This is a genomic window from Richelia intracellularis HH01, from assembly GCF_000350105.1.
Lineage (GTDB): Bacteria > Cyanobacteriota > Cyanobacteriia > Cyanobacteriales > Nostocaceae > Richelia > Richelia intracellularis.
Map to the genome: position 1 here is coordinate 1 of NZ_CAIY01000039.1, position 26335 is coordinate 26335.

A 26335-nucleotide genomic window follows, 5' to 3' on the forward strand; every position below is an offset into this window, starting at 1 on the left:
ATAAACTTTATACTATTATGCTAGAAAAAATTTGATAGAAGTTTATAGACACAAATACTAGTATTTTGATATATATGAATATTTTATGGATTGAAAATTATTCTAAGTTAGCTTAAAATAAGCCTTAAGGTAATAGCTATTAATAATAACATATAAATAAATACTAATTATTTCAATAAATAATTAAACCTAAATAATATAATCAAAATATGTAGATTAATAAAGTAGTTTATAAATTCAAAAGAGAATAATATTCCTATGTTTGCGATGAAACAAGGTAATTACTTTTTTAATTAGTAAATTACTGTGAATTATTTGGCTATATTACAACCCAAAAATTGGGAAAATAGTTTTTTATAAACACCTCCATATAAGCCAATAATATGGATTGATTTAATCTATTTTCGGATTCGTACCTACTAAAATAGTGACAAATAAGCAGTATTATTATGACTAGCAAGGTAATTTCTCATTCTCTTTAATATAATTAATAAAAATGTGGGATAAAATGACTTTATTTTTAGCATTTTTTTGTATATTTTTATTTAGGAAAATTGGAATTTGTCAGTTTATAATCTAGAAATTGATATAGTGAGGTATAATAAAGCCTATTTTTTTATAACTGCGTTATTATTGATAATAAGATTTTAAGTAGTATATGCACTACAGGCGATTATTACTGTAAGTTCTTATCAACTAATATACTGATGTAAATTGTTAGTAAAAATCACAAAAAAATAATATTAACTAAAGTAGTGTTAATAACACTTTATATTTTGTACTAGAAATGTAGGAAAATAAATAAGAAAAGAAAGTCCCTGATTCAAATAGTGCTAATTTCAAAGATTAGACTATTATGCCTTTTATGTAGATAATCTTATAATAAATTTTATAGCTGGAATATATTCAATATATAATTTTAAACAGCAAAGTTAAGATTCTCAAAACAGCATTCAGAACATTATAAATAATAACAGATGGTTCTGATAGATTTGAACAAGTTATAAACTATGAATTTTAAGCTATGTCATATCAGGTTCAGAAAGTAACAATTATTATTTTTTGAAAAAATCAAGGACATACTTACAGAAAATTAGCAGGATTATTTCAATATAAGGGGGTATTGGTTTAAAATCAGGTAAGCATAGGAAATATTCATAGTAAAGATTTATAATACCCTGAAGATATCGCAAGTATTAATACATTAACTTATAATCTTGTGGCTGCGATAAGTGTAGAGTTATTAGGATTATTATTATCTCTAGTATTTGTTAAATACAGTACCTTAAATTTGGTAACCATTTATAATGGCTATATATATAAAAATGACTATCATAGAAGCTTCCTACACTCTTCATTATTAGTATCTCATTTGTGGCTGTCATCTTGGCAATTTTTATAACTTAAATTCAGGATTAACTACTTTCTTTTGAAAAAAAATAGTCTAGAGTATCTCTCGTTCCAGATAAACCACTTATATTAGCAAAGCTATAAGTAAATTTAACAAAATAATCATTTTTTCTTCCCTCTAAATAAGGATACTCTCTAAATTTGTAATTGAGTTTGTGATGAAAATTACTCTGACTTACTAATAATAATGGCTGGCCTTTAATCACTAGAATTATAAGAATTTTGATTCATTATAGCTGTTCTATTAACTTTAGTTGAAATCTCTAAGACTTATTAAAAAGCCATTCAATAAATGCTACCTTATTCATCCTGGTAAGGATGAATAAGGTAGCACCAATGATAACTACTTCACCTCCTAGGCTAAAGAATAAATTTGACCATCAATCAACAATCGGGTGATTCCTTTAGCATTAAGATGGTAACGTGTTTTTTGCAGCATCCGACTATCAGGTACTTTAATTACACGATCACGCTTAGTAGAAAATCTTTTCGCTACACGATGGTTGTCAAATATTGGTAGGGTTTTTTCTAGGGTTTCCATAGTAGGAATTTGGCCCAAATCTGCAAATTCCTTCAGAGGTTTTGTAATTAGCTCTGCAGAACGATCAATTACTATGTAACAGATTCTAGGTAAATTGGCAGAGGACAGAGGTAAAACTTGCACCAAAGTATTGCCAGAGAATCTTCTACGGAGTATAGGTGCATTTACTTCTAATTCATCATCTTCATCATCTTCATCATCTTCATCATCTTCAAGCAATTCTTCACCTAGCATTTCTGCGATCACTTGCGTTTTGAAATGCTCATCTTCATCATCTGACAATTGATTGGGAAAATCTTTTACCTCAATTGTTTCTGGTTCTAGGATTTCCAATTGTTCATTAGAGCAGTCAATTGTTTCTGATTCTAGGATTTCTAATTGTTCATTAGAGCAGTCAATTGTTTCTGATTCTAGGATTTCCAATTGTTCATTAGAGCAGTCAATTGTTTCTACAGCAGAAGAGCGCCGCCGTATTCGCCTAGTTTCTGAACTAAAATCCTTCTCATTAATATGTAAATTTGCATCCGATTTGTTTAATTGGGATAGAGATGAGTGATTAGATAGTCTAGATGGTTTTGCCCTGATTGGTTCAGGCTTTACTTTCTCCTCTGGTTCCTGATTAGCAAAAGCAGGTATATTTTCATAATTAACCTGTGCTCTTCCACCTGGTGTTCTTGCAGCCCTTTTTAATGAAACCAGATACTCGTACTCATCTTCAGGCAAAGTGCTTTTAAGCAGACGACTAATAGTCGAGTTGCTAACCTCATAGCGTTCTGCTAGGGTTGAGGTTGTTTCTGCACTTTCTCGATATAACTTTAGGATCTCTTGTTTATCTGAATCAGTTAATTTTCTCACGGTAGATACCAAAAACTTTAGGCTTTTTTTTGTTCATTACTACGTTGCAAGTAGTTAAGTAACGCATCATAATTTCAATTCCAATACAGCTCCAATTCGAAATAAAAATCCAATAGACACCCAAAATACCTCAAGAATGTCCCACTTTACATAGTTAAGATACTTGATAGCATACTTAAACCACATATCTGCAATGTAAAAGGAAAATGATGAAGTTGCAATCATTCGCCAAGTCAAAGGATTCGTATTTCCCCATAGGATAATTAGTAAGGAGGCAACAATTATTAGTAAGAGGACATCACTAATAATACAAACCCAACTCAGAATTGGAAGACTAGTTGCAATCCATGAGGCTAATTCTTGGAGCAATTTCACTCTTCCAACAAATACAGGTAGAATAAAAGCTAAGTTGCTACCAAAACCAGTAATTTCTAAAATAGTCAGCCACTGCCATGCTGGCAAATGAAGGAGAATAGAGATAAATACCACAATACTTCCTACACCTACAAATATATAACTAATCATAAGAAATATTCCCCCTTAAGAAGTAGATAACTATTCCCACTTCCACCAATAGCGATACCAGTCTGCCTCTGACCATTCGTAGGACATGCCAATTTCTTAGGTGTAAAATACTGGCTACTAAGCGATCTGCTACCTTAAAAATACAAATACCTAATATATAACATTCAGGGTGTTTGGCAACACCACAAGCCCCTGATGCTCTAATAATGAAAATCAAACAATATAATAATGTTAGAATACCCGAACTAGTACTTGACAAAATCAATTCCTTAGCACACAATAGGGTGTTTTATTTGTTTAATAGCAACTATTGAATGTAGTGGTAACTATTGATTTTACTAATCAATTTATACTGTTTAAATTTGCTGAAATTGGGGCTGCGTTGTGATTTATTATTACTATAAATCAAGAAACAATGTTAATAACCTTATTAATAAAGGCTATCTATACTAAAAACAGTATTGTCTTGATTTTCTGTTTTCAGTCAAAATTATTCACCCCCTGTTTTTGCTACAGTGTAATTGGTAGATATATTTTCATCTATCTGATTAGTACTCAATATCCAATTGTATCTATCAAATTAGCAACTTAACTAGTAAATATAAATGAGCATTTCCATAATATCCTTCTTCCAGTACCATATAGTCCTTATAATAATGGTTGCATATGTTTTTCTTGTTAGTTTGGCACTTGGATTTTAGTTAGTGTATTTATATTAAGGAGTTACCCTAAATATGTATAAATATTCTAGATAATAGGTTTTACATTAATTTTATTGTTGCTAGAAATTCCTGTGGGAATAACTGAAAATTAGAAGTATCTAGGAGAAACTCACTATATGTATGACCATATGACTTGTATTAGTGAAATAAATAAGGCCTTGGATTAACATTCTTTTACTTCCAATATCTCCACTGCCATTATAATACGTTCACTCAGGCTTAACTCGCCCCAAATACTTAAGGTATCCGCACTATATAAAAATATATATTCTCTACTATGTTTGTATGCTAAGTTCCATTAAACTGAAAATATCATTTATCCAAATAAAGCCAATAATGAATCCAAGATTTTATGACACTACGTACAAGTCAAAAGAAAAAATATTAAGTAAAGAGACTCTTATTCATAACTTTGCACCACCTAATGATACACTGGTCTTGTGGAGTGGTAACTCTAGTATTATTCTATACGATTAAGAAAAAACTTATAATCTTTCATATTATCAAAGCTAACCTTTGTGAGGATCTTATGTTTTGTTGAATGAAATATATAATACTCTAATAATTTGAATATAGGGTTTTGGAAACTTACAACATGGGCGCGTAGCTCAGTCGGATAGAGCAACTGCCTTCTAAGCAGTCGGTCGCAGGTTCGAGTCCTGCCGCGCTCGTTCTCCATGATTTCCTTGAAATAATTCAATTACCATGTTCTCTTATATTATTTATTTTGGTTAATTGTGCTGACTTACAAAAGTTTGGCTAATTTTCCATACGTATATACTGAATGGAAGAAATATTAAAGAGCTAAAGCTTTCTTATATTATGTTATCTCCTAGTCACTATTCCTGATCTTTAAGAGATACCCGGTGCTTCTGCTACTGACTTATATAATCATCGAACAAAAAGGTAGACATATTGATAGTGGGTACTTGCAATAATGATTAAACAATAGTTTTGTTGGGGTTAAGCATTAGAGCTTTTCATTTCATGCAAAGTTTTTGAGTATATTTAATATCAGCATACAAGATTGAGAATACTGCTCACTATAAATTCTATTCAAACAGTTTTTCAATTGCCACAGTATTGGAATCCTTTCAAATACCATCACAACAATTTTTTCTAATGTTTGTGAATTCTTTGCCAGCCAAGACTACTCAAATATTTGGTAGTATAGGGGTAATTGATTAATAGGAATACTAAGTTATACTCTGGCTAAGAATATCTACTCTTTTTATCTCTCATAGAGTGATATAGCCAACCAGCTGATTGATGGCCAATAGAGAATAGGCTGTAATCATTGTAGAATCTACAATCCCATTGTTAGACTGGGAGAGGTTACTGATGTTAGATTACTATTACTCCAAGTTTTGTTAACTCGGCTAAATTGCTGACAAGCAATACGGGAAACTGATTTAATCAAGGTTTCCGCACTGGGGTCATTATAAGGTCGTTGCACCATAACCACTGCCAAATAGCGTTTGCCTGTAGGCAAATCTATTAGTCCTGCATCGGCTAACATAGAGCCAATATCTCCTGTTTTATGGGCAATAGTGGCCCCCTTTGGCAGTCCTGCGGGCAGAAGATTATTTCTTGTATTACGTCGCATAATGTCCATTATGCGATCACGGGATCGCATTGTGACTAAATTTCCTTTGCTTACCATCGCCATTAATTCTCCCAATTCCTTAGGACTTGTGATATTTGTACCTTTTAAATCGGGCAATAAATTATTGATAGTAGTTATTGATAATCCCCAGCTGCGAAAGCGTTGATTTAAAACGTCTATTCCACCCATGCGCTTAATCAACATATTTGTTGCCGTATTATCACTGGTGGTCATCATTCTAGTAGCAACTTCCAAGGCCGTAAATTTAGTACCTGGTTTCTGCAATCCCATATTTCCAGACCCACCCACGATCAGTCCCTTTTCCATTGTTAGTTGCTCATATAGACGAATTTTCCCATTATCTATATCTTGGAAAAATGCAACTAAAATATGCATTTTTATAGTGCTTGCAGCAGGAAAAGAATTAGCAGCATTAAAATCCACATAATTACCATTGTCCAAATCCACCAAAAAAATCCCCGGGGTCAACTTGGTATTATTTGCCAATAAATTTTCTACGGAGGATTTTAGGGGTAATATTTCCTGTGATAGGAACAAAAACTTATTAAGTCCACCTAAACCCTGATTTATTTGGGCTTGGGTTTGCCCTATACGTTGTGGATTAGTAGAATCCGTTTTGTTAATGTGTTTAGCAGGATTTAATACAGATAGTACAGTACCCATAATTGCTCCGATACCCACACCAACAATCAATAACCGTAAGACATATAAAATAGTCCTTGCCATTGGCTTTAAACGACCTTTCCGGGAGACTCTTACCCGTTTTGGCACTCCTTGTTTCCTAACTCTGATCTTTGCCAGTTTGCCTGTTACTGCCTCAAGAGAGGGTATTTCACTATATGCATCTGGTATGGGTGGTGGCGTAGTTGTTTTTTATCATGATCAGCAATACTATTAGTGTGGGAAGTCTTTGAGGATTGTGGCTTTCGAAAAACCATTCCAAATTGTGCCTTTTTCCTCTGATATCTTTTTCCATCTCCCCCACCGGTCTTATTCTCTTGCATAGCATTGAATGGACGTTGGCTAGAAGGCTTACGTCGAGAGGAAGTTGTTAATTTATAGTAAGAATCTGACACTTTTGCTCCTTGTGACCCACTCGAATGCTACATGTAAAAATTATCAGTATATTTATGAGGTAATCAATAAAAATAAAAAATGAATTTTATCAGTACTGGAAATTTACCCGTATATTTGGTTACTGTCAATATATGAGCTTATAATTCAACCATTTATTTGTAGCTGTACTGATAAATCTTATATATATTTATTTCCAAACAACTGATTTTTATAGTTCATCCTTATTTACTTGGGAAAGTGCCCATGTAAATTGTCGTAAAACCCCACGTAGCATTGCAACTTCCCTACTTCTCAATTGGGTTCTATGGTAAATTTGTCTAAATTTACCCATACGGCTAGGAGCTGTATGAGGGTAAAGATAACCTATTTTTAATAACAAGGATTCTAACTGCTGATAATATACTTCGACAACATCTAAAGGGGCTAAGTCTTTTGTTGTAGATACTTGAGGAACTGTCCATTCTGTGGAACAAGGCTCTAGGCTGATACTAAGTTGATAACAGCAAATACTAACTGCTATAGCTAAATTCAGAGAAGAATATTGTGGATTACTGGGAATGCGAATTAGTCTTTGAGCATAGTTTAATTCTTCATTGGTCAACCCACTATTTTCTCTTCCAAAAATCAGGGCTGATGGTTGTCCATCGTCTTCTAATAACCAGGGCAATGCTTTTTGTGGATATTCTGGAGTAATATCCACATTTCGTTCCTCACCACAAGTAGCAATTGCCCGTTTACATCCTTTCAAGCCATCAAGGAGTTTAGGTACCACTGTGGCTGATTCCAATATATCTTGTGCATGAACTGCCATATACCTGGCTTCTACATCTAAGCGATCACATTGGGGATTTATTAGAACTAGTTTCTGCAAACCAAAATTTTTCATTGCCCTGGCAATAGATCCTATATTTCTTGGACCAGCAGGTTCAACCACAATAATCCTTATTTCCCCCAAATTCATCATTTACCCCAATAAAACTAATTAAATTAACCGACAGCCAATTTTATTTGTCAGATAAATTATTTCAGAAAATGCATATTAGTCAAAAGTCTTTCTTCACCTTTTCTAGTCCCAGACAAGTATTATGATTGGTCATAATTTTTTCTACAATAGCTTTATTATAAGTATCTTACTTAAGATAAAAATATGATGTATAGCCTATATATAGGTACATAGGTTGTATTTCCTAATATAGATAGGACTAGTATCTTTATCCATACTAAAGGTAATGTAAATATGCTATATAAACTCTGCTAATTATCTTTTGCTTAAAACTAAATTCTCTACAATAATTTATATCATAATTACATAGTCTTATTAGATACTTGATTTAATTTTTCCACTAGTAGTTTAGCCGTCTAACAGAAAATTTTGATTTTAATATTTTTCTAACTTACTTTAGAAAAAAGCCCAGTCTTATAAGATTAAGAATAGATATAAAAATAAAATTCAAATAACTGGATAAATATTTATCCATGAGATGAGGACTAGTCATTTATGTGCAACATATTATATATTAGGTGGTTGACAATTGATTTGACAGTAGTTATCAAAGTTTATCTAATATTATGATAATTAGTAGTTTGACTTAATAAATAAACTACTATACTACAGTATATATTACTCTGTAAATTTTTGTTGTGTGGTATTCACAGTAAATAATACTAAACATAATATTTTATTGTTTATGATAGATGGTTAAGTAAAATATCACTAGGAATATTAGTTACATGTTCATGAAAACTCTAACAAAGGGTTCATTTACTTTTCTAGAGACTAGGTATGAAGAGTTAAAAACCATAATATTTCCGGTATTTCTAGTAATGACTAAAGATATTTTAGTGAGCGAGGACATTTTAAGGATTAGCCTAGTGGCTACCCAAAATTGACTAATTTGCCCACCCTGATTATCAAATTAATCGCATTTTCAACCACTTCATTGTCAACTACCAATTACCAATTGTCACAGTCAATTTATTAATAAACACAGCTATTTTTTAGCTAACATCATCTTACAGGAACTAACTTGAAAGATAGCATTTCTCCCACCACTGGATTTCTACTTGATATTGATGTTTATTAGTAATAGCTTTTGGATATAAGATGCGATCATCTCTCTGCTAAAAATACTAATCAGTTGCTAGCATTTAAAATCATTAATAAAAAACATAGTCTAAGGCAGACTAAAGCCCAAGGTAGAATTGAGACTAAAATTATTGCTACATAAGATAAAATAAACTCACAAAATGTTTTGGTTATGGATAGGCCAAATTACTCCTGCCTCAATTTTAGATTTTGAAAGTATTGCGGAAAAGGGAAATTGATTCTCATTTTGAATTGATGAGGCTGTAAAATCAGAAATAGGAAAGTAATTGGGAAATAAATCAGAGTTAAATTTAGAATTTTACAACCTTATTTTTTAGTTTAGCTTACTCCTAATACCTCAAGTTTTGCTTTATCGTAATATCCTGCATTAGTCATTATAATAATTAAATGTTAATAAAAGTTAAGTAGTATTGCTTATTTCACTTAAAAATATACTCTGATAACAATATTATTGTAAACTATAAGAAACTGATTAAAAAAATTATTCTCATTCTTTTGATACTAGTCAAATATAAACTTCTATTTTTTATTTGAGCTAGAAATATATTACTCTATTTATATAATACAGGTTAACTAATATTTATTCTAATTAAGGATATACCTCATAAGGTAATACTATTGCTAGTATTTATGAATGTATTTATGAATGTATTTAAGATTTTTTTTTGCTAAACTATCTTAGTTTTTTTGCCGATAAATCTAGCCTTTCTAGTCTTAGTCTAATCCTGTCCAGTAATTACAAATTATTATTTCACTTCCTAATAGAAGAATTCCATCTTTATATTTTAGGCTTTGGAAATATTCAACTGGGGATTATAGCTTCATCAATAATCACAAATTTTCCCAGTTATACTAAAAATCTCAATGAACTAACTTTCCTACACAATCTAATATATTTTTTCTATAAATGAGGTTAAATTTTCATCCTATGCATACTCTAAAAAATTCTATTACCTATTGTATATAATGGTATTGAGTTTGAGCATGCTCTCTATCTTGAACTACAAGCCCTGGTAGATTAAATATTGCTTAGCATCTAAAGTTAGGAAAGAACATATTGTAGTTCATCCTAGACATTAAATAGTATGGGAACATGGGCTCTGCATAATATTTTAAGAGAGTATTGGGTTGAATACAGATAAACACATTTACCTGTTTATAGTATAGGAACAAATTTTACACCCTAAGAACATGGTCACAAGAGCTTTCCAGCTCATTATAACTATCTTCTATGTGGGTTGCCCTTGGTTAAATTTTCAATTAGCACTGTGCCAAATTGTAGCCATATGACCACCAACTTTCTCCTTATTTATAAAATTACTAGTAACAAAAAAGGTTACGCTCCAATAACCTAGTTTCGAGAATTTTGTTATTGTCAAGAATTTTATTTCCCCCTATATCTACCTTTATATCTCTAGAGATATTAATCAATAAGATCCTTTTGAATAATTGGTATGGACTTGATCGTATGTGAAAATATAGGATTCCAACAGTAAGATTGCAGTTGATGTACTTTTAAACAAGTTATATCAACTGCATTATTGAATTACAAATTTCATCTACTAAATTCCCAAACTTAAATTATTGCCAATTTTATGTCCCTGTTTGATGTTATCCCAGCCTTACTTGTCCTTGCAGATGGAACAACCTACCATGGTTGGTCCTTTGGTGCTGCTGGCACAACTATTGGGGAAGTTTTATTCAATACTAGTATCACTGGATATCAAGAAGTATTGACTGACCCCAGTTATCGTGGTCAGATTGTTATTTTTACTTATCCGGAATTGGGTAATACTGGTATAAATTTGGAAGACGAAGAAGCTAAAGGCCCACAAATACATGGGTTAATAGCTCGTAGTATTTGTTATAAACCCAGTAATTGGCGTTCTACACAGTCCTTACCAGACTATCTCAAGCAATATTGTATCCCCGGGATATTTGGCATTGATACCCGCGCCCTGACTCGTAAAATCCGGATGTGTGGGACTATGAACGGTGGTATTTCTACTGAAATACTAGATAAAACAGAACTGTTAGAAAAAGTTAAAGTTGCCCCTAATATGGAGGGATTGAACCTTGTTAAGACAGTTACTACTCCCTCAGTTTATGAATGGTTTGAACCAACACATCCAGCTTGGGAATTTAATCCTAAAGCGAAGGATATAATCAAAGACCTGTTCATAGTCATTGTCCTAGATTTCGGAGTCAAACGTAATATTTTGCGTCGTCTGATATCTTATGGTTGTCGTGTCATAGTTGTTCCTGCCGATATTACTGTCGAGGAAATTCTTCAATATAATCCTGATGGTATATTTCTCTCCAATGGACCAGGAGACCCAGCTGTTGTTGAAGAAGGGATGAAAACAGTAAAAGCCCTCATAGCATCAGAAAAACCAATTTTTGGTATTTGTATGGGACATCAAATTTTAGGTCGGGCTCTGGGAGCCGAAACCTTCAAACTTAAATTCGGGCATCGGGGAATAAATCAACCGGTAGGCTTACATCACAAACATGTAGAAATTACCAGTCAAAATCATAGTTTTGCCATTCAACCAAATTCTTTACCCAGTACATTAGAGATTAGTCATTTCAATCTGAATGACCAAACAGTTGCCGGATTACGTCATAAAAACTTACCTATTTTCTCTGTTCAATATCATCCAGAAGCAAGCCCTGGTACACATGATGCAGATTACTTATTTGAACAATTTGTAGAATTAATGCGATCTCATCAGCAATTAAATAAATGATGGTCTACAGTAAAAATGAAAAAGCAGTAATATGCTCAACACAAAAATTGAGACTGGTGAGGATTATAGCTATTCTTTTAAATCATCACATAGACTTTACAATGTTAGACTCCTAAGGAGCCTAACATTGTAAAGTCTATGGTCTCATAACCTAATAACAATAGATTGTGGACAAATTAGCAAACAAACATTTAAACTGAGGAGCTTATGCTAATTGGAAGGAGGGAATTATTGCTGAACAACTTAATCTAACCGTGAGCCTCAGAGGTGCTCGTGAAGTCCGGGATAATGTCCAGTTATTCCGCCTTACGGGCTTATTAGATGCCTTCTCAGAACCGACATTTCGGAAGGTACTAAGCAGCAAGATCGATGAGACTCCCAAAAATATCATTTTGGATCTTTCACAGATTGACTTTGTTGACAGTTCTGGGCTAGGAGCTTTAGTGCAGCTGGCAAAGCAAGCACAAACTGCTGGTGGAACCTTGCAAATTGTTAGCAACGCTCGTGTCACTCAAACAGTCAAACTTGTTCGCTTGGAAAAATTTCTTGCCCTACAACCATCTGTTGATATGGCCTTGGAAAATATCAAGTGATATTCATAGCTTGATCCATAACTTTTAGATAGCTGCTATCCGATCCTCATATCTGGATAGCTTCATTTTAACCTGCAGCTACCAATAAGCCTGGAATGTTTAGCAATGTCTAGATTGTTTCATCCCAGGCAAATCCTTGCTTCTGACTAATTTGTGGTATCATATCAAATCACTAACAAGCCAAAAAAAAGAATAATGATTGGTTTTTCTACCATCTTTAAGGTTTATATTAATTTCCAATAAACTTCAGATAAAGCCAAGCAGATAAGAGCTTTACTCTACAAGAAACTGTCATATATCAAGTACAGTCTCTTTACAATATGTCAACCCTTTTGTATATATCTAGGATCCTAGCGATTATACCTTTAACTAGATATTCTTACTAAATAATGTTTGTTAAGCTCAAAGGATGCATTTCTAAACAAACAGTATAACCTTTTGCTCGGAGATGAATCACTTTTCATTATTAGGGTATATTATATAAGGAATATTACCTCCAGAATTTTTCAGACTAGAGGAGATAACAAACACTTTTGACTGCAGTATACTAGTGCTAGTAATATATATAGTACAAATTGCTTATTGAAGTTATACATAAGTCAAATCTCCAGAAAACCTGTCCTTACTTAGCCATTCAAGGGTACGTATTAATATAGGCTAATATAGGGTGATTTTTATATTGTTTTTTACCTTATTTTAGATGATTGTGAGGTCAGATTAATCTCGTCCAGATTTAAATCAAAGATATAAAATTAAGGCAGTGATTTTTGTATAATGGTAAAATTTACCCGGTCTAGTTGCACATTTAGAATTCAAGGAGAATGATGGATCTGTGAACTCAAAGGAGGAAAAGCAATTTGAACCAGCAGATAGAGACTTCAAAGCGGACTCATCTACTTGCCAAGTACTCAGACCCATCAATCAAAACTTATACCCGAACATCTCTCCAGCTCAATTACAACAGGTTTCCCCTTCAGCTTTGGCTTATTTAGGAGACGCAGTTTATGAGCTATATATAAGAATGTTTTATTTTCTGCCACCCCGGCGACTAGAAAGTTATCATCGTTTGGTGGTAGCACAGGTGAAGGCTGAAACTCAAGCAGAAATTATGCGTAAACTTTCTCCCCATCTTAATGCCGGAGAACTCGAAATCGCTCGCCGAGGTAGAAATGCAGCTACTGGCCGTACGAGGCGGGTAGACTTAGTTACTTATCAACAAGCAACCAGCCTGGAAGCTTTAATTGGTTATTTGTACCTTACTGACTACCAGCGTCTAACTGAATTATTGCAAAAATTACAGTTAAAGTTATAGAAAGGCTTACCTAATAAGGAATGGTGTAATATTCCAGAGTACTAGGCTATGTTAACTTTTCTACTTTGTTAACTCCTTTCTGTGTTGCCAAACATCATAATTACTCAGAACATTTCATGAATAGTAAAACAAAAAAGATACATATTTCTCAAGGTGTTGACTCTAGAATACCTTTGAAAATAAGGGGTAAACGAATCATTGGTAGTGCAATTCGCAAATCTGATCATAATAAAAATATTCATAAAGATAATGGTAAAGAGAGAAATCACAATTATTGTCCCGAGTTAACATCAAAAACCACTACAAGTGATCTAATTTATGGTCGTCACTCTGTACTTACTGCCTTAGAAAATGGGCGAAGCCTAAATCGAATATGGGTTACATATAAACTCAAGTATGACCCCCGTTTCCACTCCCTGATTCTAAAAGCCAAGGAGAATGGTGCCGTTGTTGATGAGGTAGAACATAAGCGCTTAGATAAAATCACAGAGTGGGAAAATCACCAAGGGATTGCAGCACAAGTTGCACCATATGGCTATATTGATTTATGTGAATTACTCGAGAAGTCTAAATCTGTTCCCGAGCCAGTAATTATAGTTGCTGAGGGGATTAACGATCCTCATAACCTAGGGGCAATTATTCGTACAGCTGAAGCTATTGGAGCTCAAGGATTAGTGATTCCCCAGCGTAGAGCTTCTGGTATCACATCTACCGTTATAAAGGTTGCTACTGGGGCTTTAGAATACTTCCCTGTTGCTAGAGTTGTAAATTTACAGAGGGCTTTAGAAGATCTAAAAGCCTCTGGTTTCTGGATTTATGGTACTGCAGCAAATGCTCATGGAGCAATCCACAGCGTTAATTTTAATGGTCCTGTAGTTTTAGTTATTGGCTCTGAAGGGGAAGGTCTAAGTATGTTAACACAACGTACATGTGATGAGTTAGTTTCTATTCCTTTACAAGGAAAAACACCTAGTCTAAATGCATCTGTAGCTACAGGAATGGCACTATATGAAATATATCGGCAACGTTGGAAAAATACTCTTCATTTGGACAAATTGCAAACAGTATCATGGAAAAATTCATGACAACAGAGTATAAGGGAATATGAATAAATAATTGTCAGCAGATCTGTGTTAAAAAAAATTCAGTTGATAAATCACCAAAACAATAAGTATGCCGTGGAACAAACTTAAGGAACTATTAATCAGTATATTGCAAAATCTAGGCCTAGCTTGGTGGGTGGAAGTTTCTACTCGAAATCCCCATTGTATTTATTACTTTGGTCCATTTCTGAACGGAAGTGATGCCCAAACTGCCAGTCGAGGTTATGTAGAAGACTTGGAAACCGAAGATGCCCAAGGAATTATTGTAAATGTGAAGAAATGTAAGCCTAAGAATCTAACAATAGCTGAAGACTTGGGGGAATTGATTGACCGCAAAGTAAAGCCTGCCTTTAGCGGTCAATTTCAATAAGCAAGTTTTGGTTGAGTAACTTTTAGCAGAGGCTTGCTTAAAACCTGTAGATCATGGATTTTGGGTTATTTACTTAATTTTTGGTATTAAGATGAGAATTGCCCTCTGCCCAAAGTAGAAAAGCTAGACAGCTTGGATTAAAGGCTATTATTTTTTATTGCCAATTTCTTTCGGGAAGTATATTTTTCAAAAATCACTTGAGTTTTAAGAATTTGGGTAATTATCATATATCATGTCAAGCCACAACTTAAGGGTGTTTGTGGGGTGTGTATCTATACTCGCTATTTTTCGAATATATTATTAGCGTAATTAATCACAAACACTGACAATATCCTAGTATTAATGCAAGAAACAACTCGCACAATATTATAACTTAGGCTTTTATTTGTTGCTTCAGCAGTCGTAATTATATTAGGCTATGAAGTGATCACTTTTTACACTATTTACCAATTACAACGGTGCCAACATAATATTATGGCATTTGCATTTTCTCTTAAGAGTTTATAGGCAGAACAGAATAGAAGTTTAGGGAGTTGCTCCTGCTGTCTTTTACTTTTAATCAACAATTTTGTTGTTGACTTTTTATAGTATTATGAATTCCTTCTTTAACTGATTTTCTTCTCGAAGATCTCTGCTATAGGCCTGTAAAATTAGCCCATGAGTCTAATAATTTTAGGCAAAGACTTCTTCCTTCTTGACTATCCATATCATGGGAATTATGGAGCTAAATACCTAAGAGAGTATTCTTTTTTGATGTATTAGACTTCAACTGCGAATGTGTTATTCACTACTATTACTACGCTTAGGTTAGGTTGTCTTGGGAGTTAAAGTCATTGCTTTGTATAAATAAAAACTATATAGATCTATAATAAATAAGTAATCTATAACACAATTTAGTTATAGTATAATACCCCTACGAATGTAAGGGGCTTTTTGACAAGAGAAGTCTGTTAAAAGAGACAAATCATAAACAGTAATTATTTTTATTTGCAGAAATGAATGATTTTTTGTCTAAAATTAACTAAATTAATCCCACACGGGGTTTAATAGTTTCTACAGAACGCAATTTTTTATATAGTTCCTTTTCTTCTGGGGTAATATTTTTAGGTATGATGATTTGAATTTCCACAATTTGATCACCCCTTTCACCCCATTCTCCAGGATAACCCTTGCCAGAAAGACGCAACATCTGACTAGGTTTGACTCCTGATGGGATATTCATTTTTACCAACCCATCTAAGGTTGGTGCTTCTATCTGTCCACCTAGTACTGCTTCACTAGGAGTAATAGGTACCTTGCAGTATATATCTGTACCTTCTAATCGAAAAACTGGGTGATCTTCCACAGTTATCTTCAAGTATAAATCACCACCTAGAATTCCTTGTTCTCTAAGGCGTACAGTCTGACCAGTAACCATACCAGGAGGCATATCGACTTCTAGTGATCGCCCATCTTCTAACCGAATACGTTCTAGACCTCCCTTGTACGCTTTTTCTAAGGGTAATGTTAGTCTGGCCTCAATATCCCGGCAACCTGTATGAGCAACTGTGTATTGTACTTTTGTTCTGGAGGAATGGAAGGGATCTTTAATCACACCACTAGTCTTCGTACCATCTGTAGTCTTTTTTTATTAGTACCAATACTTATAACTTGGTTAATAAAACCTTCAAAATCAGAAAATTCGCTGGGATCCAAATCTGGGGTTGTAGAATATTTATTACTATGGCTACCCCAAAGTTTTACCTTTAGAGATTGTTTGTTATTAAAACCCTTTTGCCTCCAAAAATTACCCATCTTATCATATTGTGATCGCTTGTTAGCGTCAGAAAGTATCTCATATGCCTCACTAATTAATTTGAACTTTTCTTCTGCTTCCTTATTTTCAGGATTTAGGTCAGGGTGGTATTGTCTAGCCAAACGACGAAAATTTTTTTTATTTCCTCAGCAGAAGCATCTTTAGATAGCCCTAATGCCTCATAATAATCACGAAAGTTACGCAAATTCTGCTGCATAGTTGTTTTAATAATTTAGTTATTAATTATTCATTACCTCTATCAAGTGGCCGGAGCAAGGATAAGAGGATGAATTAACTTCACATACACCTTATTTTCAGGATAGGATAGAAATTGATAAAAATGGTTAGATTAATATTTAAATAACCATTAAACTTACTCTTAAATCCTCACTAAATAATTGTTTGGGGGCTGCTTAAACCTTACCAATCATCGTCATCATCATCCCAGTTATCTTGATAGGTGGGACGTGCTTGTGATTTACGTGTGGGTCTTCTCCCAAGGGAAGAACGCTTCTGTTTATTGTATTCATCATGTTTTTGCCATATATCCCTTTCTAAACCAGAGTTTCTTGCATAGTCATCTCCGTTGTAATTATCTTGATTATAACTATCCCGGTCATAACTATTGGTACTGTAGTTGCGTTTATCGTATTCCTGCTCCCTGCTATAGCCTTTTCTTCCATAGTCACCTCTCCGATAGTCATTCCTGTGATAATCATCCATATTAGCGTAATTATCTTGACCATAATTTCCATTGCCATAAGAATTACGGTCATTCCGACCATATTCCCAATCTGAGTAAACACGATTGCGGTAGGAATCTCGCTCCTTATCACCATCACCTATGAAAATATCTCGGATTGTACTAAAAAAATTATCTTCATCACTATCTGCATAGTGCTTTTTAACCTCTCGATTCAACTCATGCAGAGTATCTTGCAAATAAACATATGCTTGGCTGATACCTCGGTCATCTTTTTCCTTGAGACTTTCACGTAGTTCCTGACAAATACGATCAATCTGTTGACGGTGTTTGCGTGCAAACCCCATGCCAAAATTCAAAGCCACTTCCCGTAGTTGTCTCTCTGACTGTAAAATTAGTGCTTCGGCACGGGTACGTTTATCCGAACGTTCTTTTTGCTTTCTGTCAATATCAGCATATAGTTCTGCTTCCTGAATTGCCTTTTTAATTTCTATTTCACTTAAATTAGAAGCACCTTGAATTGTAATACTCTGTTCCCTACCTGTAGTTCTATCCAGTGCAGTTACCTGTAAAATGCCATTGGCATCAATATCAAAAGATACTTGTATTTGAGGAATACCTCTAGGTGCAGGGGGTATTCCATACAACTTAAATCTTCCCAAGGATTTATTGTCAGCTGCCATTTCCCTTTCACCTTGAGTTACGTGGATTTCCACAGTATTTTGGTTATTCTCCGAAGTAGAGAAAATATCCGAACGACGAACAGGAATAGTAGTATTGCGAGGTATCAGCTTTTTCATTACTTTCCCAATAGTCTCTAAACCAATAGATAAGGGAGTAACATCCAAAAGCAACATATCTTTAAGCTCCCCAGCCAAAATACCAGCTTGAATTGCTGCTCCTACTGCTACTACTTCATCAGGATGAACATTTTGGTTAGGTTCCAAACCAATAATTGTCCTGACAATTTGTTGTACCATTGGCATTCGTGTAGAACCGCCCACCAGAACTACCTCATCAATCTCCTGAGAAGATAAGCCTGCATCTCCAAGAGCGCGTTGTATTGGGTTGCGTAACCTTCCTAACAAATCATCACATAAGCTTTGAAATTGTGAGCGGGTAAGATGGGTTTCTAGGTGCTTAGGTCCATCTTCCGTGGCAGTAATAAAGGGTAGATTGATATTAGTGATATTAACTACTGAAAGCTCTATTTTTGCTTTTTCAGCCGCTTCCGTTAATCTTTGTAAAGCTTGGCGGTCACATCTTAAATCTACCCCTTCTTCCTCCAAAAATTTTTCTGCCAGCCAATCAACTATTCTTTTATCAAAATCATTGCCGCCTAATTGCGTATCTCCACTGGTTGCTTTGACTTCAAAAACCCCATCACCTATTTCTAGAATGGATACATCAAAAGTTCCTCCACCTAGATCAAAGACTAGGGTGGTTTCATGATTTGACTTATCTAATCCATAAGCCAAGGCTGATGCTGTGGGTTCATTCAAAATCCGCATTACCTCAAGTCCAGCAATTCTACCAGCATCTCTGGTTGCTTGGCGTTGAGAATCATCAAAATAAGCGGGTACAGTAATCACAGCCCCAGTTACAACTTCCCCTAAATATTTGCTTGCATCTTCGGCTAATTTCCTCAGGATGATTGCCGAAATCTCTTCTGCTGTAAAATCTCGTTGTAACCGGGGACAGGGAATTTTAATATTCCCAAATTCATCTTTACGAATAGTGTAAGGTACACGCTTTAATTCTGAACTCAGTTCACCATATTTGCGCCCTATAAAACGTTTAACAGCAAAGAAGGTATTTTGTGGATTTAGCACGGTCTGCCGTCTTGCCATTTGTCCTATAACCTTTTCCCCATCTTTACTAAAACCTACTACAGAGGGGGTCGTTCGCAAACCTTCTGCATTGGCAATAACCATCGGCCTGCCACCTTCCATAACGGCGACTACTGAGTTTGTTGTACCCAAGTCGATGCCTACTACCTTGCCCATGCGTCTAACTTTCTCCTAGTCTCTAAATTTATATAAAAAATATTTGTTTTTGTTTATAGAACAATACTTTATTTATTGTATATTGCAGTTGAAAAATACATGGCTAAACAGGGTTTCTATTTTATATTGCTTGTTTTAAGTAAACAATATGGTTCTACAAAGAAAATCATAATAAATAATCCCAATAGCAAATGGGAGAACTATCTTAAATATAGCTGACAGACTGCAAAGCACCCATGTTGATAGATTATGTTTATTCTACCTACAAGTCATTTATATCAACATCTATCAGGTAGAAATATCAGACTTCCACCTAAAACTCAAACAATAACATTTTGATTTTAGAATTTGTTAAACTTAAAACAATTTAGCTGAATGACCATTTCAAACTCACATTATAGGACAGCAAGATACCTAATTATAGAAACTGCTGGTCACTTTTCCACTTAAACGTACACACCTCTATATTAGGATAGTTATTGGTGTATGCGTTGCGAAGATCTAATCTTGAATTTAAATTACTCAGTTGAGTTTACAGAAGCCAATTTTACTACGAGACTATATCAATGATGTATTTTTGATAATGCAATTCTAATGAAAAACCAGTGGACATAACAAAATAACCTGGCATCTGATGGCCTTTGTATGGGGGGGAATCTTACTACCTGAGGGTTTTAGATTATGCCAATTACTGAAGGTAAGTAGAACCATTGTGGTTGTTTGATAGTAAATATTATTTGTAAATAATTAAGAACCACTAAGCCAACCTGCTGAGACTGTAGTGATTACATTTCCCAAATAGGAATAAAGTCACCTGGGATGCATGTAAGAGTAGCTATCTTTTAGGATCAGGTATATGCAAAAATCGTGATGGTAGACAAGGCAAATATATGTAATCCCTGATGTCATCAACCAGATCACAAGTATAGATACTTTAGATTCATATTTTTTACTGGAGTTGGTTGATAAAATGCAATTCAATAATTACTATAATAGATAAATAACTACGATATGGTTTAAAAACTCAGTAATTTATTCTGAGGTATCCTAACTAGTGTATGAAATACACAATAATGATTATTTGAAATGTAAATACTATTCTTACCTCAAAAGAGTTTGATAAAAGTTTTTAATCTTTATTTAATTTATTTGATTGAATAAAGTTGAAGATAATTGCATTCAAGTATCAATTATACTTGGTTCTAATTACATAATCACTTAAGTTAAACAACTAATAAAAATTATGACTTGCGCTATTTAAAATCTAGAACTTTATTGATCAAGAAATATATTAGTAATTGGTTATGTTAAGATGTCATATAAGAGTAACAATAATCGATCAAAAATATTTTCATGTAATAATTTTTATTATTAACTTTTATATATTCTCATGTTTAATAAACTGCTGTTAGTAAAAATTCAAATGGTTGATTTAACTTAGTTAACCATTTATCTTCTTGCGATAATTCATACCTGAATATGAGGAATTAGGCTAATTAGCCTGTGCTTTATGATATTAAGGACGGTGTTTAACATTATTTTTAGAGGCAAGTTTGAATTGTTAGCAACGTCTTAACATAGATATACCTCCTAGGAGACAAGATAAGGTTAATATCCTTTATAAAAAGCTCAAAAATGGTAAATTAAATTAAGAATAAAATAATCAAAATTGAAAATTGAGTTGATCAGATCAAGCTTGTAAAAATGTTTATATTATTATGAATTAATATACTGAAGTTGGGATAATTTCATAAACATCAAACAAAACTCAGATTTAAGTGTTTGACTTTTAATCTAATTTTTACTTAATAATACTGTATTTGATAATAGCTTAGAATAAGTCTGGTGGGAAAATATGTTTAGGAAATTTTAAATCTAGCTTTCATGACTATAGAGGTAATATTTATGCGTGATTAATTTATGACATTAATAAGACTCGACTGATACTTTTCTACCACGATATACCATCTTAAGCTTAAGACAACACACTCATTATTCATTGGTAGTAGAAACAGTAGATTTCTGGGTTCTTATGCCATCAACTTTCTCCTCAATCACCTCTTCAGTAGATGCAATGACTCCTTCTATTTTCTGAGGAATAGATTTTAGAACCTGTTGCCAAGTTTTAATTTGTTCTCTGGCAATATTATAAGCAGTAGTACCCTGAGGGACTAGTTCTGCGGTTTTAATACCCCGGGCTATATCAGATTGTCCTTGAGAACGCGCTATGTCTAACAGTTGCTGACTCCATTGCTCTATAGCAATATGAGTATCAATACCCAGAGGGTGGCCGCGGGGTATACGACTGGCCAGATGAATAGCCCTAACCAGAGCTTGTGGTGTTCTCCAAAGTGAGATATCTTTTGCCATCCTCCAATTCTGTTTAGCATTGATTTCTTCTTGCCACTTGCGAATTTCTCTCCTGGCTTCTTGATAAAGTGCCCTTCCCATGGGGATTTGCTTGGCAGTGGTAATTGCATCACCTAACTTACCACTGCCAGCAAGCAAACGTGCTCTATGTAAAACTGGGCGGTCTTGAATAACCTCAATACTAGCAGCCCATATAGCAATTCTTCTTTGGGCATCCCTGTATAAAGCACGACCACGGCGAATATGTCGAGCTTCGGTGATTGCTGTTTGTAATGAGTTAATATCCCCTAATAGGGCAATTTGTTCAGCTTGCTCTAAATAAGGACTATCCTCAATGATTTGAATTTGAGACATCCACCGTCCAATTTCCTTTCCAGCCTCCAATGAACGGGGGTTATTCATGGGGATTAGCTGTGCTTGTGCAATGGCTGCACTTAGGGCTCCAACTGTTCCCCGACTAGCTAGGAACCTGGCCTTTTCTAAGTAAGAAATACCTTCAATTTCCAGTTCCCAATGAGAAATCAACTGTTGTGCTTTTTCATAGTTAGGTCTAGATGGATTTATTTGTTGTGCTTGAGATATAGCTACTTTCAAATTAGACATAGTACCTAACCAAGCATTACGTTGAGCTTCTGCTAAAACAATGAAATCCTCTTTCTTTTCCCTTAATAATTTACTATCAGGGACATCTTGAACAATACTGATTGCTTCATCTACATTTTGCTGCTCTAACTTGGATTGAGCTATATCTAGCATTATTTGACTAATGTCTGGAATCAATTTCTGGGCACTGGCATATATAGAACTATCCTTACTAATCGATTCCGCCAACTCAATTGCCTTTAATAGATTATTTACGTTTTTACTTTTTGCCAATGATTTTGCCTGAGCTAATTGACTACCATCTTCCCTAGCTTGAGCAATTAACTGACTGAGTTGATTGTATTTTATATTGGCCCAATACTTATTATTCAACTGTGACAAATTTGCTGCGGTCATAAATACTGATTGCCATTGTTGTCCCCGCAATTCACTCTCTGCTTTCTGATAAAGTTCTTCAGCCTTGGACCATATAGATTGCCATTCTTTGATCTTTTCTTCTACGAGTTTATAGGTAAATAAATCTTGGGGTATTTTACGAGCAGTTGTTATCGCCTCTTCTAATTTCCCATCTTGAAAACTTAAATCAGCCAATATTAAAATATCTCTCGACCATTTTTCTATGAGGCGATTAATTTCAGAACGTAGGGGGTGGTTTTTTGGTAAGTGCTGAACTAGGTAAATTGCTTGTAGCAAATCCCTAACATTCTGCTTTGAGGCTGCTAACTGGGAACAGTGTAGTCTTACTGATGCACTTGCTAAGGGCCAGAAAATAGATGGACAATTTGGAGCTGATGGTAACTTTAAAAGTATGGATATAGCAACAAATGCAATGCTGCCTGGTGCAAATGCCAACAAAATTGCCCATAAAGTCCAACTTCTTGCCCAGCTAGGTAATTTCTGGAGTTTTTTGCTGTTAACTTCTTCTGGTAGATTAGTTGTATTCGACTTCGACTGACTATCTATCACAGGGCTTGAATTAGAATTGGTTACTGGCAGTAGAGAAGGGTCGTTATTAATGATGGGGCACTGATCTAGGGTGGTATTACTTTCAGGTACAACTCGAGATACTCTTACCGTTTGTTTGGGTTCTTCACTCTTTTCTAATAACCAATTTTCTGTTGTATCCCCTTCTTCCATAACCTAGACCAAAATAATATAACAGTGATCACCGGAAAATAGCAAATCCCAACTATTGTTCCCATAGTAACTTTACCATGAATACAATAGTAGAACCTTATAACTGGCTATCTACTTGTATACAACTAAAAACCAAATGGAATAGTCTCTTTTCATACTTCCAGATATCATAGCGAGGATTCGGTTTGCAAATCGGAAATCAGTTGGGAGAGGTGATTTCGGTTAGCATGGTACACAGTACCGCAAAATTCGCAGATAGCTTCCGCACCACCATCCTTTACAAGCATATCTTGTAGTTCATTTTCCCCCAGCATTTTTAATGCTCCTAGAACACGCTCAAAGGAACAACCACAATTAAATCTTAGCAGTTTAGTTTCAGGAAATATGTTTAGCCCCATATCCCCCAATAATTCTTGGAAAATTTCTGATAGTGTCTTACCAGCCTGTAGCAAGGGAGTAAATCCAGCTAATCTGGAAACGCGAGACTCCAACTTTTCTGCCAGGATGTCATCCCTAGCTGCTTTAGGCAATATTTGTATCAATAAACCACCAGCAGCAGTTACACCAGAACTATCAATAAACACACCCACTATTAAAGCTGAAGGAGTTTGTTCTGAACGCACCAGGTAGTTTGTTATATCATCTCCTATTTCTCCAGATACTAGTTCTAAAGTACTAGAATAGGGATAGCCATAACCCATATCTCTGACAACATAAAGACGACCGTTGCCTACTGCACGACCAACATCCAACTTACCTTGAGCATTGGGAGAAAGTTCAATAGTGGAGTTTTCCACATAACCTCGCACTGTTCCATCTAAACCAGCATCTGCAAAAAGGCCACCTAAAGGGCCATCTCCCTTAATCCTAATATTGACTCTGGAACCTATTCGTTTCATATTAGAAGCCATCAAGAGACCAGATATCATGGTCCGGCCTAATGCAGCAGTAGCTACACAAGAAAGTTTATGGCGTTTTCTCGCTTCTTCTGTCAACTTGGTCGTAATAGCACCTACTACTCGAATCCCATCCTCGGCGGCAGTAGCACGAATTAATTTATCTACCATTAGATAACCTTCAATTCAAATATATTACAATGCTGATTCTCACCATTGTAAGGCTTTTATAATATGGGCAAATATTATATAAATTCCAGTATGGCTGTGGAAAGAATGGGTCAATATTTTTTCCTAATTAGTACTCTAACCCTTTTACCTGTCATACTAAAAATGAATTAAATTAAGTAAAATTAAATAGAATTATGCTAGGTCATTTCCAAAAAAGCCAAATACGGATCGAAATTGATGCATCAGCGAAAATTCTGCGTGAGAGTTTATTATTACCAGAAAAATTAAGGCAGTGGGTCCCATTCAATAATCTATCCTCAGAAATGCCATCCGAATTACATGTTGGATTAAAATTTACCAATTGGAATGGTCTAATTCCAATTGGCCATTATGTAGACGTGGTTGGTGATAATAGTCTGCGCTTAATATTAAATCAGGGAATTGATGGTTTTCATGAATGGTATTGGGGTGAAGGTTGGGTACAATCACGTCTAGAAGGAGTTACAATGCTACCTTTAGCCTTGGGAAACAGTTTAAATTTATTAATTTTAAGTAATTACTGTGGCGATAAATAAAGTAGCTAATAGTAGTAAATAAGAACTTTAAAAATCCAGGTTAGTAATTTTTACTTTGGACAATATAAGTTATACAAACTATAACCCAAAAGATTAAGATATTAATGCTATTTAATGGTATTTAACTATTCTCTATTTTCCAATAGGAAGTTGCTGAAAAACTTTCATCAAATATTAGCTTATAGTTCTCAGAAATTAGTTAACAGATATTAGAAGTTAAAAATAATAACTTAATCAGATTTAGGTTACTTTTTAGTATAAATTCTTGTCAGAATAATTTATATAAGATATAGGTTTATAAGTTATTAAAGCTTATCTATTAATATGTATTTGCTGTAGTTTTTATTTCTCTAGTTCAAAGATAATCTTATTCTTCTTGCCACAATCAAAAATATATTACTCTCACTTGCACTTTGTACCAGATACTTTGTATTTAATCCTGGTCTATAACGAGTTAATTGTGTGTAAATCTTACCTTCCCTGAAGCAAGGATTTAGGTAACACTTAGACAGATAGTAGATTTTATAACTGGCTATTAATTTTATAATTAACCTTTGCTTTTTCAGTTATGTTTATAAGCATTCATAATAGCTATTAGCTACACAAGGATTGAATTCTATATAGCAATATATAAAGGTAATAAGGTAATAAGGTAAATACTCCCAGCAAGCTTCTTCTTAACTGATTACTAAATGGAGGAAAATACTTATGAAACTAATTTCTTGATTATATAGAAGCTTATTCAAAGTAGCATGTCTAGTTTTAGACTATCAGCTAAATTATATAAAAACAACTGATTTAATTAATTTAGCTGATAGTCTTATATGCTTTAATCTAAGAAATAAATATTATGAGAAAGTAAGCTTTTTTCATAATTGATAATGCCTATCGCAAATATTAGATGGTAATGAGTATTACTAAATTCTAAAATTAGAAATAGTCATGGGATTGTACAAAGTTTAATACAAAATCACTAACATCAATTATTTGTGGGGTATGATCAACTAAGATACCTACTGGTTTGAAGCTACTAGATAACGGAAATGGCATGCATAAAATTGAAATGGAATTTAAGATGTATGGTTAA

The 26335-nt window shown here is 34.1% G+C and carries 14 protein-coding genes, 1 tRNA gene and 2 pseudogenes; 7 read left to right on the forward strand and 10 right to left on the reverse strand.

The annotated features are described in order from the left end of the window. Window positions 1-1765: 1765 nt before the first annotated feature. The 3 genes from RINTHH_RS04765 to RINTHH_RS04775 form a co-directional block, all read right to left on the reverse strand. Window positions 1766-2806: a helix-turn-helix domain-containing protein gene (locus RINTHH_RS04765; RefSeq protein ID WP_008233532.1), complete on the reverse strand. Its 1041-nt coding sequence runs from the start codon at window positions 2804-2806 to the stop codon at window positions 1766-1768. Between the two features lie 66 nt (window positions 2807-2872). After that, on the reverse strand, window positions 2873-3331 hold the full coding sequence (locus RINTHH_RS04770; RefSeq protein WP_008233533.1) for a hypothetical protein: 459 nt from the start codon (window positions 3329-3331) through the stop codon (window positions 2873-2875). Then, window positions 3324-3590 (reverse strand): hypothetical protein, encoded by a 267-nt coding sequence (locus tag RINTHH_RS04775; RefSeq protein WP_044304651.1) that lies wholly within the window; start codon window positions 3588-3590, stop codon window positions 3324-3326. Before RINTHH_RS04775 ends, RINTHH_RS04770 begins: the two co-directional genes overlap by 8 nt. A 1060-nt stretch (window positions 3591-4650) precedes the next feature. Here RINTHH_RS04775 and RINTHH_RS04780 point away from each other — a divergent pair. Beyond that, window positions 4651-4724 (forward strand) — tRNA-Arg (locus tag RINTHH_RS04780). A gap of 647 nt (window positions 4725-5371) precedes the next feature. Here RINTHH_RS04780 and RINTHH_RS04785 read toward each other — a convergent pair. The 3 genes and pseudogenes from RINTHH_RS04785 to RINTHH_RS04795 form a co-directional block, all read right to left on the reverse strand. After that, window positions 5372-6535 (reverse strand): annotated as a pseudogene (locus RINTHH_RS04785) (serine hydrolase); the annotation flags it as partial. Next, window positions 6490-6756, reverse strand: coding sequence for a hypothetical protein (locus tag RINTHH_RS04790; protein ID WP_044304652.1), 267 nt, complete (start codon window positions 6754-6756; stop codon window positions 6490-6492). The pseudogene RINTHH_RS04785 and the gene RINTHH_RS04790, both read right to left, overlap by 46 nt. A 209-nt stretch (window positions 6757-6965) precedes the next feature. Beyond that, on the reverse strand, window positions 6966-7718 hold the full coding sequence (locus tag RINTHH_RS04795; RefSeq protein WP_008233537.1) for an RNA methyltransferase: 753 nt from the start codon (window positions 7716-7718) through the stop codon (window positions 6966-6968). Window positions 7719-10459: 2741 nt separating this feature from the next. Here RINTHH_RS04795 and carA point away from each other — a divergent pair. From carA to RINTHH_RS04820, 5 genes are all read left to right on the forward strand, one after another. Beyond that, complete coding sequence (gene carA, locus RINTHH_RS04800; RefSeq protein ID WP_044304653.1) at window positions 10460-11614, forward strand: glutamine-hydrolyzing carbamoyl-phosphate synthase small subunit; 1155 nt, start codon at window positions 10460-10462, stop codon at window positions 11612-11614. 254 nt (window positions 11615-11868) lie between these two features. Further along, entirely contained in the window at window positions 11869-12207 is a 339-nt protein-coding gene (locus RINTHH_RS04805; protein WP_044258377.1) for an STAS domain-containing protein, read from the forward strand. An 832-nt stretch (window positions 12208-13039) separates the two neighbouring features. Further along, window positions 13040-13519, forward strand: a complete 480-nt coding sequence (locus RINTHH_RS04810) for a Mini-ribonuclease 3 (RefSeq protein ID WP_008233543.1) — start codon at window positions 13040-13042, stop codon at window positions 13517-13519. Between the two features lie 116 nt (window positions 13520-13635). Then, a complete protein-coding gene (rlmB, locus tag RINTHH_RS04815) occupies window positions 13636-14604 on the forward strand; it encodes a 23S rRNA (guanosine(2251)-2'-O)-methyltransferase RlmB (RefSeq protein WP_008233545.1) in 969 nt (322 codons plus the stop codon). Window positions 14605-14692: 88 nt separating this feature from the next. Further along, on the forward strand, window positions 14693-14992 hold the full coding sequence (locus RINTHH_RS04820) for a DUF1816 domain-containing protein (protein WP_044304654.1): 300 nt from the start codon (window positions 14693-14695) through the stop codon (window positions 14990-14992). Between the two features lie 1021 nt (window positions 14993-16013). On the opposite strand, the pseudogene RINTHH_RS11195 reads toward RINTHH_RS04820, so the two are convergent. The 4 genes and pseudogenes from RINTHH_RS11195 to hslO all read right to left on the reverse strand — a co-directional run bounded on the left by RINTHH_RS11195 (window position 16014) and on the right by hslO (window position 24673). Then, a pseudogene (locus RINTHH_RS11195) lies at window positions 16014-17004 on the reverse strand (DnaJ C-terminal domain-containing protein). Between the two features lie 203 nt (window positions 17005-17207). Beyond that, complete coding sequence (gene dnaK, locus RINTHH_RS04830) at window positions 17208-19496, reverse strand: molecular chaperone DnaK (protein ID WP_008233550.1); 2289 nt, start codon at window positions 19494-19496, stop codon at window positions 17208-17210. Between the two features lie 1992 nt (window positions 19497-21488). Continuing rightward, complete coding sequence (locus RINTHH_RS04835; RefSeq protein ID WP_008233551.1) at window positions 21489-23606, reverse strand: hypothetical protein; 2118 nt, start codon at window positions 23604-23606, stop codon at window positions 21489-21491. Between the two features lie 167 nt (window positions 23607-23773). Beyond that, window positions 23774-24673, reverse strand: coding sequence for an Hsp33 family molecular chaperone HslO (hslO, locus tag RINTHH_RS04840; RefSeq protein WP_008233559.1), 900 nt, complete (start codon window positions 24671-24673; stop codon window positions 23774-23776). 194 nt (window positions 24674-24867) lie between these two features. Between hslO and RINTHH_RS04845 the strand changes: the two genes are divergently transcribed. Continuing rightward, window positions 24868-25248 carry a hypothetical protein gene (locus RINTHH_RS04845; protein ID WP_008233561.1) on the forward strand — a complete coding sequence of 127 codons (381 nt, stop codon included), beginning with the start codon at window positions 24868-24870 and terminating at the stop codon, window positions 25246-25248. Window positions 25249-26335 lie beyond the last annotated feature (1087 nt).

Excerpts from the sequence above, each read along its gene's own strand:
- RINTHH_RS04845 (WP_008233561.1), top strand. The coding sequence starts at position 24,868 with ATGCTAGGTCATTTCCAAAAAAGCCAAATACGGATCGAAATTGATGCA.
- carA (WP_044304653.1), top strand. The coding sequence starts at position 10,460 with ATGTCCCTGTTTGATGTTATCCCAGCCTTACTTGTCCTTGCAGATGGA.
- hslO (WP_008233559.1), bottom strand. The coding sequence starts at position 24,673 with ATGGTAGATAAATTAATTCGTGCTACTGCCGCCGAGGATGGGATTCGA.
- RINTHH_RS04835 (WP_008233551.1), bottom strand. The coding sequence starts at position 23,606 with ATGGAAGAAGGGGATACAACAGAAAATTGGTTATTAGAAAAGAGTGAA.
- rlmB (WP_008233545.1), top strand. The coding sequence starts at position 13,636 with ATGAATAGTAAAACAAAAAAGATACATATTTCTCAAGGTGTTGACTCT.
- dnaK (WP_008233550.1), bottom strand. The coding sequence starts at position 19,496 with ATGGGCAAGGTAGTAGGCATCGACTTGGGTACAACAAACTCAGTAGTC.
- RINTHH_RS04820 (WP_044304654.1), top strand. The coding sequence starts at position 14,693 with ATGCCGTGGAACAAACTTAAGGAACTATTAATCAGTATATTGCAAAAT.
- RINTHH_RS04770 (WP_008233533.1), bottom strand. The coding sequence starts at position 3,331 with ATGATTAGTTATATATTTGTAGGTGTAGGAAGTATTGTGGTATTTATC.
- RINTHH_RS04795 (WP_008233537.1), bottom strand. The coding sequence starts at position 7,718 with ATGAATTTGGGGGAAATAAGGATTATTGTGGTTGAACCTGCTGGTCCA.